The organism is Tenacibaculum sp. MAR_2010_89 (assembly GCF_900105985.1).
Lineage (GTDB): Bacteria > Bacteroidota > Bacteroidia > Flavobacteriales > Flavobacteriaceae > Polaribacter > Polaribacter halocynthiae.
Genome location: NZ_FNUB01000005.1, coordinates 632,900 through 647,673 on the forward strand (window position 1 = coordinate 632,900; position 14,774 = coordinate 647,673).

Sequence of the window (14,774 nt, forward strand, 5' to 3'; positions counted from 1 at the left end):
AAACAAACAAAAATATAAAACAACAATACAATGAACATTCCATCAGAATTAAAATACACTAAAGACCACGAATGGGTTAAAGTTGAAGGAGACGTAGTAACTATAGGAATTACGGATTTTGCACAAGGAGAATTAGGAGACATCGTTTACGTAGATGTAGATTCTTTAGATGATACATTAGAAATAGAAGAAGTTTTTGGTTCAGTAGAAGCAGTAAAAACAGTTTCAGATTTATTTATGCCTTTATCTGGAGAGGTTACAGAATTCAATGAAGGTTTAGAAGATGAGCCTGAATTGGTGAATTCAGATCCTTATGGAAAAGGTTGGATGATTAAAATTAAAATATCAGATGAATCACAATTAGAAGGTTTATTAAGTGCTGATGCTTATCAAGAACTTATTCAAGGGTAAGAAAAACAGAATCATAATAGCGATATTTATTACAATAAGTATCGCTATTCTTAGTTTAATAAAGCTAGGTAAACAACCAATCTCAATTAGCAATATTGATAAAATTGAACACTCAATTGCTTATTTCTTTCTTACTTTTTCTTGGTTGTTAGCTTTAGTTAAAACAAAATATCAAACCTATATTGTATCTATTTGTTGTTTGATTTACGGCATAATTATTGAGGTTTTACAAGCTACAATTACGGTATATAGAACTGGAGACTATTATGATGTAATAGCAAATTCAGTAGGAGTTCTTTTGGCATTTACATTATTTAGCGTCTTTTTTTATAAAAAAGATACTATTTGGTAAATTAGCTTGTATAAGTTGAAATAAATTAATTAAATTAGCGAACTATTAAAAAACAGAAAGGATGGAAATCAAAAAAAATCCAAAATCAAACTTAGAGAATTATAGTAAGTTGTTTATGCAACTAGGTTTGGTTTTAGCTTTATTTGTTACATATGTAGCAATTGAAAATAAAACATACGATAAAGAATACGGAGATTTAGGGATGGCTAATATGGCATCAGAAATCGAAGAAGAAACAATCGAAATTCAACCAGAAGCACCAAAGCCACCTCAAAATACACCACCACCACCAGCTCCTGAAAAGATTGAGATAGTAGAGGATGAAAAAGAAGTTGAGGAAACTGTAATCGAATCTACTGAAACTGATGAGTCTGAGGCTGTCGAAGTTGAAGAAATTGAAGAGGCTGAAGAAGAAGAAGAAGTTGTAGAAGATGTGCCATTTTCAATTATTGAAGATGTACCTGTATTTCCAGGATGTTCAGGAACTAAAGCTCAAAAGAAAGCATGTTTAAATAAAAAGATGCAAAGACACGTTCAACGTTATTTTGATGCTGAATTAGCTAATGAGTTAGGTTTAGCTCCAGGGAAAAAGAAAATTTATTTAGTTTTTAAAATAGGTAAAACTGGAAATATCGAACAAATTAATGCTAGAGCACCTCACCCAAGATTAAAGAAGGAGGCTATTCGTATAGCAAAAAAGTTACCTAAAATGTTACCTGGTAAACAAAGAGGAAGACCAGTAAGAGTTGGATATACATTGCCAATTACTTTCAATGTAGAATAGCATAGACACAATATACTTATAGATATAAAAAAGCAACTCATTTTCGAGTTGCTTTTTTTATTGGCACGTTTCTTGATTTTAACATAGCATTAACATTAAAACTTATAACTATGAAATTGCCAAAAAAAATGCCAAGAAAACAGTTAGAAAAATTTTCAACAATATTTATGCAATTAGGTCTAGTGCTCTCTTTGTCTATTGTATACTTTGCTTTAGAATATGAAACTAAAGAAAAAGAAAATATGCCTGTTACTTTTGGAGAAGAAATTCCTAAGAACTATTCAATTGACGAATTACCTAAAATATTTGTTAAGGAAGTAAAGAAGAGTGCTATTAAAACAGCACCAAAAAAGCAAGTAAAGCTTGACTTAACAAAAATTAAAAAGGTTGATAACGATGAGGTAATTAAAAGTGTTATTGATTTGCCTGTAACAGATAATGAGCCTATAATAGATGTAACAGATTTACCAGAGTCTGATGAGGATGAAATAATTAATAAAAATGATGATCCTGTAACTATGCGTAACTTACAAAATGCACCAATTTTTAGAGGCTGTGAAGGGTTAAGTGAGAAACAAGGTAGAAAGTGTTTGGAAAGAAAAATAAAACAGCATGTGCAAAGATACTTTAATTCAGAAATAGCGCAAGATTTAGGGATGAGATCTGGTAAGTATAGAATATCAACACAATTTGTAATCAATAAAGAAGGAAATATTGTAGATTTAAAAATAAGAGCACCACATATAAAGTTAAAAAAGGAGGTTAAAAATTTAGTAAATAAAATTCCTAAGTTTACACCAGGTAAACAAAATAATGTACCAGTAAAAGTAAGATATACACTGCCCATAACATTCATGGTAGAATAATTTTAAAAACTCAACTTTTTAAGTTGAGTTTTTTATTTTTGTAATATGGGTAAAATAAAAAGATTTTTTTCACATGAAACATCTATTATTGATGATGGATGTATTATAGGTGAAAGAACTAAGATTTGGCACTTTAGTCATATAATGCCTGACTGTATTATAGGAGACGATTGTAATATTGGTCAAAATGTAGTTGTATCTCCAAAAGTAGTTTTAGGAAATAATGTTAAAGTTCAAAATAATGTTTCTATATATACTGGAGTATTTTGTGAAGATGATGTTTTTTTAGGACCTTCTATGGTTTTTACAAACGTAATAAATCCAAGAAGTGCAATAAAAAGACAAAATGAATTTCAAGTAACAAATGTTAAAAGAGGCGCTAGTATTGGAGCTAATGCAACAATTGTTTGTGGTAACACAATAGGAGAATATGCTTTTGTAGGAGCTGGAGCAGTAGTAACGAAAAATGTGCTACCCTATGCGTTAGTGGTAGGGAATCCATCTCAACAAATTGGTTGGGTTAGTGAATTTGGACATCGTTTAATTTTTGATAAAAATGGAATTGCTGAGTGCGTTGAGTCAGGTGACAAGTATATAAAAAATAATGGATTAGTTGATAAAATGAACTAGAAAAATAGTCTTGATTATGAAATAGTTATTTTTTTGTAAAAAAAATTTTGTAAAAAATAAAAATATTTATATATTTGAGTTGTGGTTGAACAAACCACTTTCTTTTTCTTTTTCATAGCAATTTTTCCCACTCAATTTTTGAGTGGGTTTGTTTTTTATAAACACTTCATAAATTAAAAATCCGTATACAATTAAATATTCTAAGGTAATAAACCATAGATTCTCTTTCCATGGAGTATTGGCGTAAGCTTGATAACTTAAAATAACTACCAAACTCCAAATAATTGGAAAACGGTATTTTGTAAATACAGAAAGTATAATAAGAGTCGATAAGTACCATGGATGCATGGTTGTTGTTGTAAAATAATAGAAAGATAAACCAAATAACATGCAGGTTATTATTTGTTTCATTGAGTTGTTTTTCTTGTAAAAACTAATTAAGCTTAGAAAAACTATTGTTAAAGCTGGCATTATTTTACCGATAATAGCGATTTCATTATACCCTCTAAACAAATATCCTATTTCTCTAGCTAAGTAATAAATACTAGCATTAAATTCAAAATTTTTAAACCATAACCCTACAGATTTACTGTAGTTACTAATAAACGTAGAAGAAAAAAACGGAAGAAACAATAAACATATAGTTACAAAAATTACAAGATAGAATCCAATTAGTTTTTTTAAGCATTTAAAAATTGTTTCCTCTTTTTTTATAAATAATTGATAAAATATAGGTAGAAATAGCAGAGGGATTAACTTAACAGATATTGAAACAGCAAATAAGACACCAGCTAGTACCCAATTTTTTTGATTCAACTTATATAATCCCCAAACTAAAAAGAATAACATTACAGGTTCAAAATGTAAATTACCTGTTAGTTCAATTATAACAAATGGATTTAATAGGTATAAAAAAATATTAGATGCTGGTAATTGTAGTTTTTCTAACAGTTTTTTACCATAAAATAAAATACCAATATCAGCTAGGATTATAATTAATCGCATAACAATGACTGATCCTATGATGCTATTATTAGCAATCAATGAAGCAATAAAGAAGCATAGCTGGTTAATAGGAGGATAATTTGTATAATGGCTCCCATTCATTGCGCCCATACCATTATATAATTCTACAGCCTGGTTAATGGGGTAGTTTCTTTGTTCAATAAATGTTTCAGGTAATGATAAATATGGATTATAACCTTCTAAAAGCATTCGTCCATCCCATATAAATCGATAAAAATCTTGAGATAAATTTGGATCTGAAAATAAAAAAATGAATCTAAATAAAATAGAAATACAAACTAAAAAAGTAAAGTTTGTAATTCTACATCTGTATAAATAATAGGAGCAACTAAATAAACTAATCCATAAAAAAAGTAATGTGTAAAAAGATGTTCTTTCTAATAAATAAGCAAATAAAAAATATAAGATTATTGCAAAACCTGTTAAAATTATGTAATTATATTTTTTGTAATTCCACATTTATGCTTTAGAAAAAATTGATTTAAAAAACACATAACTGAAGCCAATAAATAGCATTAAGTGAAATGGAAATAAACCAAAATCACCACCCTGATCGCCAACTATAAAAGCGCTATACATACCAAAAGCAAAGTAAATAGCCAAAAGGCCTTCAATAATAACATTTGGTGAAATTTTTGCACGTATATATTTATTGTTTTTCCAATTGTCTTTAAGTGACTTAATATTGAATTTTGGTGTTCTTACAAATTCACTTTTTTTACCAAAATGACCTTCAAAAACAGCTATAGTATTATGTAAAGAAAATCCCATTGCAATAGAAAAGAATGAAAAGAATGCTCCGATATATTTTATAAAATTAAAAAACCCAGTTCCGTACGTTTTTTTGTACATATACCAGTAACATATAAAAAAAATAATAGTACTTACAACGAAAAAACTCATGACTAGAAAGTAAAGTCTTAAATGTCCATATTCGTTTTTTATATATAACATAGGAATACTTAAAACTGCAACCAAAAATATACAAGTAAACATTGAGCTATTTAATAAATGTAAAACTCCATGAACTTTAGTTTTAAAAGAAATGTTTTTACTCACAATGATCTTTTTTAACATCTTTTGAAAGTTTTCAGCTCCACCTTTATTCCATCTAAATTGTTGAGAACGAGCAGCACTAATAATAACTGGTAATTCAGCAGGAGTTTCAACATTTTCTAAATACTTAAATTTCCATTTTTTTAATTGAGCTCTATAACTCAAATCCAAATCTTCAGTTAAAGTATCTCCTTCCCAATTTCCAGCATCATAAATACATTCTTTACGCCATATACCAGCAGTACCATTAAAATTGATAAAATGCCCTTGACTATTTCTTCCAACTTGTTCTAGTGTAAAATGTGCATCTAAAGCAAACGCTTGAATTTTTGTTAAAGTAGAATAGTTTCTATTTATGTGTCCCCAGCGAGTTTGTACAACTCCTATTTCTGGATTTTTAAAAAAAGGAACTGTGTTCTCTAGCCAACAAGGTTTTGGTAAAAAATCGGCATCAAAAATAGCAATGAATTCTCCTTTTGCAATTTTTAACCCTTCTTTTAAAGCTCCAGCCTTAAAGCCAGATCTATTTTCTCTTCTAATATGTTGAATGTCTAGTCCTGATTCTTGAAGTTTCTTAATATGTTTCTCTGTAGAAATTACTGATTCATCTGTAGAATCATCTAAAACTTGTATTTCTAATTTTTCATTAGGATATTTAATTTTTGCAATATTATCTAACAAACGTTCCATTACGTATAACTCATTATATACAGGAAGCTGTATAGTGATAAAAGGAATTTCATTAGGATTGCTTAAATCAAGTTTAGGAGAGTCATCTTGCTTTTTTCTAGCTTTTAAATAATTAAAGAGTAAGTTTAATTGTGCTAACGCATACATTAAAATAAGAATCAATGATACTGTATATAATGTAATTATTGTGTATTGTAAAACCATTATTTAAAACTGTATTTAAATATCCAACCTAAAATTTTAAAGCCAGCTAATATACTGCCTTTTACTGTTCCAGAAACCTTAGAAATACCAATACGATTACGATATTTCATAGGAACTTCAACATACGTTAATTTTTGTTTTAATGCTTTTAATTGCATTTCTACTGTCCATCCATATGTTTTGTCTTCCATATTTAAGTTTAGTAGTTTTTCATATTTTATAGCTCTAAACGGACCAAGATCAGTAAAGTTTGCACCAAAAAAAAGTTTCATTAAAAAGGTTGCTAACCAATTGCCGAATATTTGTTGTGGAGTCATAGAACCTTGTTCACGTAGTCGCTTTACTCGTGATCCTATTACAAAATCAATATTATCATTTATAATTGGTGCAATAACTTCTGCAAGTTGTTCAGGATAATCAGAGTAGTCCCCATCAAGAAAAACAACAACTCCAGGTTTTTTTGTTTGATTAGCAATGTACTCCATTCCTTTTAAACAAGCATATCCATATCCTTTTCGATTTTCTAGTAATACTGTTGCGCCAGCATTTTTAGCATTTATTTCAGTGTTGTCTGTTGAGTTATTACTCACAACAATAATTTCATCTACTACAGAAGGGATGTCTTTAATGACATTAGCTATTGAATCCTGTTCATTATATGCAGGAATAATAACTTTTATTAGTTGATTCATCTTTTATTTTAAATCCGTCAAATTATTTTCTTCTTTAAATGAAGAAAAATCCGTCCATTCATTTACTTTTTTACCATTTCTAAACCTCACAGCTTTTACTAATTCCTTTTTTTTATAAACTAGGCAATACCCATGTTTTTTGTTGTTTTTAAGTTGGCATTTATGGTTTATAGTACCTTTTTTATCATAATATAACCACCATTTATTTTGTTTACCTCCTATAAAATGCCCTTCTTTTTCTTTTGATGAATTTTTACGGTAAAAGTACCAATACTTTACTGGAAAATTAGCTTTAAAGTGTCCTTGTTTTTTTAAAACACCATTTTTGTAATAAAACTTCCAAAAATCTACTTTTTTATTATTATTTAACCAGCCTTCTTCTTTTAAATTTCCATTATTATAGTAAACTTTAGAATATTTTTTTTGAGCATATAATATAGAAGTCAATGAAAAGAATATTATAAAAATGATAATTCTTTTTTTATATGACAGTAATGAAATACTCTTCCTTTTTTTAGAAGAATAAATAGCATGTAACCTTTTATTTCTCATTAACTAGTTTCATTAAATCAACATCATTACCTAATAAAACTTCTGTTGGGTTAATACGACCTTCTTCTGGGCCATTTTCTAGTTTTAAAACACCTCTAGGACATACTGCTGAACAAATACCACAACCTACGCAACTTGCTCTAACAATATTTTCTCCTTTTTGGGCATATGATCGTACATCAATTCCTTGTTCACAATACGTAGAACAATTACCACAAGAAATACATTGACCTCCATTGGTAGTAATTCTAAAACGAGATTTAAAACGTTGTACCAGTCCCATGTATGCCGCTAAAGGGCAACCAAAACGACACCAAACTCTGTTTCCGAAAATTGGATAAAACCCAGTTCCAATTACACCAGCAAACCAAGCTCCAATTAAAAAACTATAAGTATCTTTAATCCATTGAGATTTTATGCCTAAAAACGATTGTGTACCAGTAAAATAACAGTACAAAGTTACTATTGTCATAACTAAAGAAAATACTAAAACAGAATGAATTAACCAACGTTCAAGTTTCCAAGCATTCATACTTTTATTTGAATGTTGTCTATAAGGATCTCCTAAAGTTTCAGCTAAACCACCACAACCACAAACCCATGAACAGTACCATCTTTTTCCAAAGAAATATACCATTACAGGAACAATTACCAATGTAAGTAGTATTCCCCAAACTAAAATAAATATACCTATGGACCCGCTACTGGTTAAGCTATCTAAATTCCATTCAAAGAAAAAATCATAATCCAAAGGAAATGCATTTTTAAAATCATATCCAGGCATGTTAAGGCTAGTCATGATTTCAGGAATTAAAAAAGCAAATACAATTTGAAAAAATAAAACTGAAGTCGTTCTTATAATTTGATATTTATTATGTCTGTATTTTATATACATTCTTACAGCCATAACAAGCATAATAACACAATATAAGAAACCATATACAAACCATTGACTAGCTGGCCCACCATTAAGTGATTTACTAATCGGATCTAAAATATAAGTCCAATTAACCACATAATCTGGTAAGAAGTATAATAATAAATAGAATGATACAAGATATATAAGTACCAACCATGCTATCCAACCTTTATTAGTTGAAGAATCTAAGTAAATTCCGTTATTTTTAATTCCTTCATTTCCTAAAAGAATAAAATTAGGAAGTATAAATAAAAGTGCCCCTATAATACCTAATCCAAAAGTAAGTAGCCAAAGTAAGCCAGCATTATTTTTCATTAATCCTTTACCAGCTTTTTTTGCTAATTCATAACTTAAAGTATGTGGCTTTCCATATATTTTGAATTGATATTGTTCTCCTTTTTTTGCCCAGTTTTTTTCTGAATCATATTTTGAAATCAATTGATCATAATGATCATTAGAATTTTTATATGCATTTCTAACTCTACTAGAAAACTTAAAAATATTTAAATCTTCATTTGTAACAATAGCACTGCTAAGTTCTTTTTTTATGACTTCACTTTTATAACCTTTTTCGTTAATAAAAGAATTCAATTCCGATTCAGTTAAACTAAAAGAACCTGTAAAAATGGTTCCTGTAAAAATGGCTAGTCCTATTAAGAATAGTATTAATCCTATTTGTTTTATTGTTTTCATATTTTTAAGCTTTGCTAAAGATTCGTTTCCAGCTTTTCTTTTTTAGTTGAATGTTGGTGTTGTTTTCTTGATTGAATTTAGCTACAATTTCAGCTTCATGTAATTTGTAAAATTCAGGGTCGAAGTTAGCATCTGATAAATGTTCAAGAACGTATTCAATAGTTTGTTTTTCAGTTAAAACTCGATCAAAAAACTCATGTCTCATCCTAATTCCAAAGGTGTTAATACCAATAAACTCATTCGTTTTTTTGTTAAAATTTATATGAATACACTTCTTTCCACTTTCATGTTCCCAGTAAAAACGACTTTCATTTTTCTTAGGTTCAGCCCAAACCCAACCATAAGTTTGATATTCTATATCAATAAACTTGGCTGAATTAAACCAGTGTCCAGGTTTGTATTCTATGCGATTACCACAAATTGTTTGAGCAACAGTTTCTCCCATCATTCTTCCAGTATACCATACTGCTTCAATAGGACGTCTTTGCCCAATAGATTCATGTTGTTCGGCACAATCTCCAATAGCATATATATTTGAGATATTTGTTTCTAAAAAACGATTGACTTTTACTCCACGTCCAATTTCAATTTCAGAATCTTTTATAAAATCAACATTTGGAGAAACACCAGCAGTTAAACCAACAACATCACAAGGAATTTCTTCACCAGTTTCAGCAATAACAATAGAGGTAGCTTTGCCGTTTTGATCAGTTTTTATCTCTTTTAAATTAACACCTAAACGTAAATCTATATGATTATCAATAATTTCATTATTAATCATAGCAGATTCTTGTTTAGGTAAAACAGTATTCCAAAAACTAGTTTCACGAACAAGAAAAGTAACTGGAATGTTTCTGCTGTGAAGCATCTCTGCTAATTCAATACCAATTAACCCGCCACCTACAATAACTGCTCTTTTACATATTGCATTATCAGGAGCATATTTTTCTAATTTCTCTAGGTCTTGTTTATGGTACATTCCCATTACTCCTTTAGCATCTTGTCCTGGCCAACCAAACTTATTAGGTTTAGAGCCCGTAGCTATAATTAAAGTATCGTAATTAACGGTTTCACCACCCTTAAGTTCAATTTCATTTTTTGATGAATGAACTTTAGAAACGAACCCTTTTTTTAAATTGATATTGTTTTTTTTCCAAAACCAAGGTTCATAAGGCTGTGTGTGTTCAAACTTCATATGTCCCATGTAAACATACATTAGGGCTGTTCTTGAAAAAAAGAAATCTGTTTCTGAAGAAATGATAGTGATCTGTTTGTCGGATAGTTTTCTAATATGTCTAGCAGCAGTGACACCAGAAATACCATTACCAATAATTACAACGTGTTCCATAAATAAGTTGATTTGCAAATTAGGTCGCACTTAAAGTTAAGAACTTAATTTGAGTATTAAATTTAGAATCAGTATAAATAAAAGGTTAATGTAAGTAGGTTTTATTTTTATCGACCTAAGCTTTAATTAAAATAATTTATAATGAGAAATAGCACTAAGTATTTATTTTTTGCTTTGGTATTAATAGGTTTTCAATCTTTTGCACAAGAAGAAGAGGAGAATACAAAAAGCAATATTCAAACGTATACACCATCAAGATTATTAGATAAAGGACAATGGGATATTAAGTTTTTTAATAATTTATATACAGAAACAAAAGGTAATTTTAATGGCGTTACAGCTGATAAACCTAGAGAAAATTACTTTACTTCTACAGTAGAAGCCTTTACTGGTATTTCTGATAATAATAGAATAAATGTTGGAGCTATAGTAGAGTTCCGATCAAATACAATTAGTGGTCGTCAAGCTTTATCTGTTTTTAGTTTAGAAGATACAAATACAGATAGAAAAGGTATCACGTCAATTGCACCAGCTATAAAGTTTCAGCCACTTGAAAGTGTAGGTAATTTCTCTATTCAGTCTGCAATACATATTCCTTTAGTAAGTGATGAGTCTGATGCAAATGGAGTGTTTTTAGATCAAACAGCATGGACATTTCAAAATAGATTTTTTTATGATTACACATTTGATAGTGGAAAATGGCAAGTGTTTACAGAGTTAAATACTGAATATAATTTTGGAGAAGAAAAAAGTTTTGCAAACAACACTTTTTTATTGGTTCCAGGAGCTTTTTTAAGTTATTTCCCATCGGATGAATCTACTGTATTAGCCTTTGTTCAACATGCTCAACGCTTCGGTGATTTTACACAAAATTATACAGCTTTAGGTTTTGGAGGAAAATATCAATTATCTAAAACACTTAATTTAGAAGCATTGTATAGTAAGTTTGTTAGAGGAGAAAATACTGGATTAGGTCAGAGTTTTAATATTGGACTTAGAGCTTTGTTTTAATGGAAAAAATGTAAATTGGAGCTATGAAAAATAAATGGCTCATTTTAATAAGTGTTGTTTTTTTATATTGGTCTTGTGATGGCCAAACAAAAAAAATAAATGGAATTAGTTTTGTTGCATCCCCAAACAAAATTAATCAAGATAATATTATACCCATAAAAAAGGTGTCAGCGAATTATGTTACGTTGATGCCTTTTGGTTTTATTAAAGATTTGAATTCTCCTAAGATTACTTTTAATTCTTCAAGACAATGGTTTGGTGAAACTGAAAAAGGAATAGAGCAATATTCAACTGAATTTAGAAAAAATGATATTAAAGTAATGTTGAAGCCTCAGTTATGGGTCTGGAGAGGAGAATATACAGGATTTATAAGAATGAATTCAGAAGAAAACTGGAAGATTTTAGAGGCATCTTACTCAGAATTTATTTTAACGTATGCAAAATTAGCTCAAAAAATAAATGCAGAAATATTATGTATTGGTACGGAGTTAGAAAAATTTGTTGAAAATCGACCAGATTATTGGAGTAAATTAATTCTTAAAATCAGAGAAGTTTACAAAGGAAAACTCACATATGCCGCTAACTGGGATGAATTTAAGAGGGTGCCATTTTGGGGTGATGTAGATTTTATAGGGATTGATGCTTATTTTCCTTTAAGTACCAAAAAATCACCAACAATTCAAGATTTTATTGATGGATGGCAATCGCATAAAAATCAAATAATTAAAGTTAGGGAAAAGGTAAATAAGCCTGTTTTATTTACAGAATTTGGATACAGAAGTGTTCATTATACAGGTAAAGAACCATGGAATTCAGATAGGGTAGAAGGTAATGTAGATTTAAAAAATCAGAGTAATGCCTTAGAAGCAATTTATCAACAGTTTTGGAAAGAGAATTGGTTTGCCGGTGGTTTTTTATGGAAGTGGTTTCATGATCATACTAAAGTAGGAGGGATCAAAAACAATAGATTTACTCCACAAAATAAACCTGCTGAATTGATAATAAAAAAGGCGTATGAACAATAAAATAATATATTTTTTTTTAGTGTTGTTACTTTTGTCGTGTTCAAAAAATGAAATTACAACAGATACTTTACAAACATATATAACTCAAAAAAGTCATTTAGCAAAGGATGAAGTTATTGCTTGTGCTGCAAGTGATAAAAACAATACGGATGTTTCTTATATTTTTTATTATCCAATATTGGGAGCAACCAATATTCAGTATTTTGAAACCGAGAGTGTAAATTCAGATAAAAATGATTTTACCTTATATAACAAGGTCTCACTTGAAAAAGAGAATGTGTTTAATGGGTATTTACAAAGATTTGTTCGTGAAAGTAAAAATGAAGTTTGGAGTATAGTAACCTATGAATCTAATAATAAGCTACATATTTCAAATCCAATAAGGCTAAAAAATAGTTCAAAGCCTACTGAATGGTCTACTAGTGTTTCAATAGATACAAGTACCCCTTTAATGCCAAAGTTTTCTTGGGGAGACGGAAAAGTAAAAGAAAATGCTATTTATTTTCAAGTAGTAACAAATTCAGATAATGATTTATTATCTGGAACCTATACTTACGATAAATGGTTTCAATATTATAAAACAGGTAATGTGGTTTTAAATGTAACTAGAGATAATCCGCCAATTTTAATAAAAAATAAAGAATACCATTTTACAATGATGGGAGTGAGTGAAGATAATTGGGTAAACTTGGTTATTCAAAAGCAATTTATAGGGAAATAATGAAAAAATTGTACGCAGTTTTAATTGTTTTATTGTTTTCATTTTCAACCTTTTCTCAAAAGAAAATAGTTGTTGATGTAAAAGTAAAAGGAATTAAAAAAACTAAAAAAGAAACAGTTTTAAAACTGTTAGATACTAAGAGAGGTAATTTATTAGATTCTTTACAAATAGAAAAAGATATTATTCGTTTAAAAAGGTTACCTGCTGTTTCTCATGCATATTTTCAAGTTTTTCATTCTCATGAAAATTACTACAATGTTTTTATACATATTGAAGAAAATTTTACAATAATTCCTGAAGTAAATTTATGGACAACAACGAATAAAAGATTAGCATATAAATTAGGATTGTATGATTATAATTTTTTAGGTAGAAATATGACTCTAGGTGCCTTTTATCAACAAAATGGGTTTGATTCTTATGGGGTAAATTTTAAAGCATCTACATTGTTTTCAAAGCATTTTGGGTTAGCTGTAAACCATCAGAATTGGAGCAGTGAAGAGCCTTTGTATTTTGATGATAAATCTGCAAACTATAAATATCAAAATATTTCTTATGAAATTTTAGCTCTGTGTCAAATAGATTTTAAGAATAACATCCAGTTTGGAATAAATTTTTTTAAAGAAAGGTATAATTACTTGAGCGGTCATACAGCAAGTAATGTACCTCAAAAACTGAATATTAATAAAAAATTACTTAAGCTAGTTTATACTTATGATGATTTGGACTATTATTATCATTACATAGATGGTTTTAAAAGCCAGTTTTATGGTCAGTATGTTACTAGTAAAAATGCATATCAAGATGATTTTTTAGTAGCATGGAATGATTTATTTTACTTTAAACGAATTGGTGAAAAAGGAAACTGGGCTAATCGTTTACGAGTAGGGCTGTCATCGAATTTAAAAAGCCCTTTCGCTCCATTTGCATTAGATAATAATGTTAATTTGAGAGGTGTAGGTATTTTAGTAGATCGAGGTACTGGAAGTATAGTTTGGAATACAGAGTATAGATATACTCTTTTTGAAAAGAAATGGTTTGTATTACAAGGAAATGCATTTACTGATTTTGGTTCTTGGAGAGAGCCAGGAGGAGACCTAAGTGATTTCTACCAAAGTGAAAATATTAGAGTTTACTCAGGTATAGGCTTGCGATTTATTAATAAAAAAATATTCAATGCAGTTTTTAGAATAGATTATGGATTCGGATTAACTAAAAACGCATCTAAAGGAATTGTTTTTGGGATAGGTCAGTATTTTTAATAAATTTTTTCACCTTTTAAAAGCCATTTACTCCATTCTTTATTAAAAGTATGTATTTTTTCAGTAGTATTTTGTTGTTTGTTTACTACTTGGTTGCCTTGGTTTTTCCACTCAAAAATGCCTCCATAAAGATTATAAATGTTTGTATAACCTGTTTTTTTTAGTTTTTCAGCAATATCCTCTGATCTAATTCCCAATGAACAATAAACTATGATTTTCGTGTTTTTGTTAACGGGTAGTTTTTTTATAGTTTCTCTTATATTGAAATGATCATATCCAACACAGATAGCATTATTAATATGACTTACTTTATATTCTTTAGGCTCCCTAGAGTCAAGTAAAATAATTTGATCATTATTTTGAGTAGAGATAATAGATTGCTGTATTAATTTATTTAAATCGTTGCTTGTGATGTAAGGAATGTTTTCGGTATTAAACTTTTTTAACAATTCATTTAAGTTTTTCTGTGCATTAACAGAAAAAGCTAAAGAGAATAAAAAGATGTAAATTAAATTTTTCATTTTGAGTTGAT

Annotated in this window: 16 protein-coding genes; 9 read left to right on the forward strand and 7 right to left on the reverse strand. The window is 28.9% G+C overall.

Annotated features, from left to right (window positions below; all coding sequences use genetic code 11):
* Nucleotides 1-30 precede the first annotated feature (30 nt).
* The 5 genes from gcvH (at nucleotide 31) to BLV71_RS06435 (ending at nucleotide 3,043) form a co-directional block, all read left to right on the forward strand.
* Complete coding sequence (gene gcvH, locus BLV71_RS06415) at nucleotides 31-411, forward strand: glycine cleavage system protein GcvH (protein ID WP_093869753.1); 381 nt, start codon at nucleotides 31-33, stop codon at nucleotides 409-411.
* Nucleotides 383-763 carry a VanZ family protein gene (locus BLV71_RS06420; RefSeq protein ID WP_093869754.1) on the forward strand — a complete coding sequence of 127 codons (381 nt, stop codon included), beginning with the start codon at nucleotides 383-385 and terminating at the stop codon, nucleotides 761-763. The genes gcvH and BLV71_RS06420 overlap by 29 nt, the downstream gene beginning before the upstream one ends.
* Nucleotides 764-824: 61 nt before the next feature.
* The gene (locus BLV71_RS06425) at nucleotides 825-1,547 is read left to right on the forward strand and encodes an energy transducer TonB (RefSeq protein WP_093869755.1); all 723 of its coding nucleotides are present in this window, start codon (nucleotides 825-827) and stop codon (nucleotides 1,545-1,547) included.
* Between the two features lie 110 nt (nucleotides 1,548-1,657).
* Nucleotides 1,658-2,413: an energy transducer TonB gene (locus tag BLV71_RS06430; RefSeq protein ID WP_093869756.1), complete on the forward strand. Its 756-nt coding sequence runs from the start codon at nucleotides 1,658-1,660 to the stop codon at nucleotides 2,411-2,413.
* A 45-nt stretch (nucleotides 2,414-2,458) separates the two neighbouring features.
* The gene (locus tag BLV71_RS06435) at nucleotides 2,459-3,043 is read left to right on the forward strand and encodes an acyltransferase (protein WP_093869757.1); all 585 of its coding nucleotides are present in this window, start codon (nucleotides 2,459-2,461) and stop codon (nucleotides 3,041-3,043) included.
* 66 nt (nucleotides 3,044-3,109) lie between these two features.
* Here BLV71_RS06435 and BLV71_RS06440 read toward each other — a convergent pair whose 3' ends face one another.
* The 6 genes from BLV71_RS06440 to BLV71_RS06465 are packed head-to-tail and all read right to left on the reverse strand — an operon-like array spanning nucleotide 3,110 to nucleotide 10,223.
* A complete protein-coding gene (locus BLV71_RS06440) occupies nucleotides 3,110-4,528 on the reverse strand; it encodes an MptA/MptB family glycosyltransferase (RefSeq protein WP_255405126.1) in 1,419 nt (472 codons plus the stop codon).
* A complete protein-coding gene (locus tag BLV71_RS06445; protein WP_093869758.1) occupies nucleotides 4,529-6,019 on the reverse strand; it encodes a cellulose synthase family protein in 1,491 nt (496 codons plus the stop codon).
* Nucleotides 6,019-6,711, reverse strand: a complete 693-nt coding sequence (locus tag BLV71_RS06450) for a glycosyltransferase family 2 protein (protein WP_093869759.1) — start codon at nucleotides 6,709-6,711, stop codon at nucleotides 6,019-6,021. The genes BLV71_RS06445 and BLV71_RS06450 overlap by 1 nt, the downstream gene beginning before the upstream one ends.
* A gap of 3 nt (nucleotides 6,712-6,714) precedes the next feature.
* Nucleotides 6,715-7,263 carry a toxin-antitoxin system YwqK family antitoxin gene (locus BLV71_RS06455; protein ID WP_233487117.1) on the reverse strand — a complete coding sequence of 183 codons (549 nt, stop codon included), beginning with the start codon at nucleotides 7,261-7,263 and terminating at the stop codon, nucleotides 6,715-6,717.
* On the reverse strand, nucleotides 7,253-8,875 hold the full coding sequence (locus tag BLV71_RS06460) for a 4Fe-4S binding protein (protein WP_093869760.1): 1,623 nt from the start codon (nucleotides 8,873-8,875) through the stop codon (nucleotides 7,253-7,255). The genes BLV71_RS06455 and BLV71_RS06460 overlap by 11 nt, the downstream gene beginning before the upstream one ends.
* A 4-nt stretch (nucleotides 8,876-8,879) precedes the next feature.
* The gene (locus BLV71_RS06465; protein WP_093869761.1) at nucleotides 8,880-10,223 is read right to left on the reverse strand and encodes an NAD(P)/FAD-dependent oxidoreductase; all 1,344 of its coding nucleotides are present in this window, start codon (nucleotides 10,221-10,223) and stop codon (nucleotides 8,880-8,882) included.
* A gap of 141 nt (nucleotides 10,224-10,364) precedes the next feature.
* Here BLV71_RS06465 and BLV71_RS06470 point away from each other — a divergent pair, with 141 nt between their 5' ends.
* The 4 genes from BLV71_RS06470 to BLV71_RS06485 are packed head-to-tail and all read left to right on the forward strand — an operon-like array spanning nucleotide 10,365 to nucleotide 14,242.
* A complete protein-coding gene (locus BLV71_RS06470; protein ID WP_093869762.1) occupies nucleotides 10,365-11,234 on the forward strand; it encodes a transporter in 870 nt (289 codons plus the stop codon).
* 23 nt (nucleotides 11,235-11,257) lie between these two features.
* The gene (locus BLV71_RS06475; RefSeq protein ID WP_093869763.1) at nucleotides 11,258-12,259 is read left to right on the forward strand and encodes a glycoside hydrolase family 113; all 1,002 of its coding nucleotides are present in this window, start codon (nucleotides 11,258-11,260) and stop codon (nucleotides 12,257-12,259) included.
* On the forward strand, nucleotides 12,249-12,980 hold the full coding sequence (locus BLV71_RS06480) for a hypothetical protein (protein WP_093869764.1): 732 nt from the start codon (nucleotides 12,249-12,251) through the stop codon (nucleotides 12,978-12,980). The genes BLV71_RS06475 and BLV71_RS06480 overlap by 11 nt, the downstream gene beginning before the upstream one ends.
* Nucleotides 12,980-14,242 (forward strand): BamA/TamA family outer membrane protein, encoded by a 1,263-nt coding sequence (locus tag BLV71_RS06485; protein WP_093871977.1) that lies wholly within the window; start codon nucleotides 12,980-12,982, stop codon nucleotides 14,240-14,242. Before BLV71_RS06480 ends, BLV71_RS06485 begins: the two co-directional genes overlap by 1 nt.
* On the opposite strand, the gene BLV71_RS06490 is transcribed toward BLV71_RS06485, so the two are convergent.
* A complete protein-coding gene (locus tag BLV71_RS06490; protein WP_093869765.1) occupies nucleotides 14,239-14,763 on the reverse strand; it encodes a rhodanese-like domain-containing protein in 525 nt (174 codons plus the stop codon). The two genes, BLV71_RS06485 and BLV71_RS06490, sit on opposite strands and share 4 nt — an antisense overlap.
* Nucleotides 14,764-14,774: the final 11 nt, after the last annotated feature.

Excerpts from the sequence above, each read along its gene's own strand:
- BLV71_RS06480 (WP_093869764.1), top strand. The coding sequence starts at position 12,249 with ATGAACAATAAAATAATATATTTTTTTTTAGTGTTGTTACTTTTGTCG.
- BLV71_RS06450 (WP_093869759.1), bottom strand. The coding sequence starts at position 6,711 with ATGAATCAACTAATAAAAGTTATTATTCCTGCATATAATGAACAGGAT.
- BLV71_RS06455 (WP_233487117.1), bottom strand. The coding sequence starts at position 7,263 with ATGAGAAATAAAAGGTTACATGCTATTTATTCTTCTAAAAAAAGGAAG.
- BLV71_RS06420 (WP_093869754.1), top strand. The coding sequence starts at position 383 with ATGCTTATCAAGAACTTATTCAAGGGTAAGAAAAACAGAATCATAATA.
- BLV71_RS06430 (WP_093869756.1), top strand. The coding sequence starts at position 1,658 with ATGAAATTGCCAAAAAAAATGCCAAGAAAACAGTTAGAAAAATTTTCA.
- BLV71_RS06445 (WP_093869758.1), bottom strand. The coding sequence starts at position 6,019 with ATGGTTTTACAATACACAATAATTACATTATATACAGTATCATTGATT.
- BLV71_RS06440 (WP_255405126.1), bottom strand. The coding sequence starts at position 4,528 with ATGTGGAATTACAAAAAATATAATTACATAATTTTAACAGGTTTTGCA.
- BLV71_RS06435 (WP_093869757.1), top strand. The coding sequence starts at position 2,459 with ATGGGTAAAATAAAAAGATTTTTTTCACATGAAACATCTATTATTGAT.
- gcvH (WP_093869753.1), top strand. The coding sequence starts at position 31 with ATGAACATTCCATCAGAATTAAAATACACTAAAGACCACGAATGGGTT.
- BLV71_RS06490 (WP_093869765.1), bottom strand. The coding sequence starts at position 14,763 with ATGAAAAATTTAATTTACATCTTTTTATTCTCTTTAGCTTTTTCTGTT.
- BLV71_RS06465 (WP_093869761.1), bottom strand. The coding sequence starts at position 10,223 with ATGGAACACGTTGTAATTATTGGTAATGGTATTTCTGGTGTCACTGCT.
- BLV71_RS06470 (WP_093869762.1), top strand. The coding sequence starts at position 10,365 with ATGAGAAATAGCACTAAGTATTTATTTTTTGCTTTGGTATTAATAGGT.
- BLV71_RS06425 (WP_093869755.1), top strand. The coding sequence starts at position 825 with ATGGAAATCAAAAAAAATCCAAAATCAAACTTAGAGAATTATAGTAAG.
- BLV71_RS06460 (WP_093869760.1), bottom strand. The coding sequence starts at position 8,875 with ATGAAAACAATAAAACAAATAGGATTAATACTATTCTTAATAGGACTA.
- BLV71_RS06475 (WP_093869763.1), top strand. The coding sequence starts at position 11,258 with ATGAAAAATAAATGGCTCATTTTAATAAGTGTTGTTTTTTTATATTGG.
- BLV71_RS06485 (WP_093871977.1), top strand. The coding sequence starts at position 12,980 with ATGAAAAAATTGTACGCAGTTTTAATTGTTTTATTGTTTTCATTTTCA.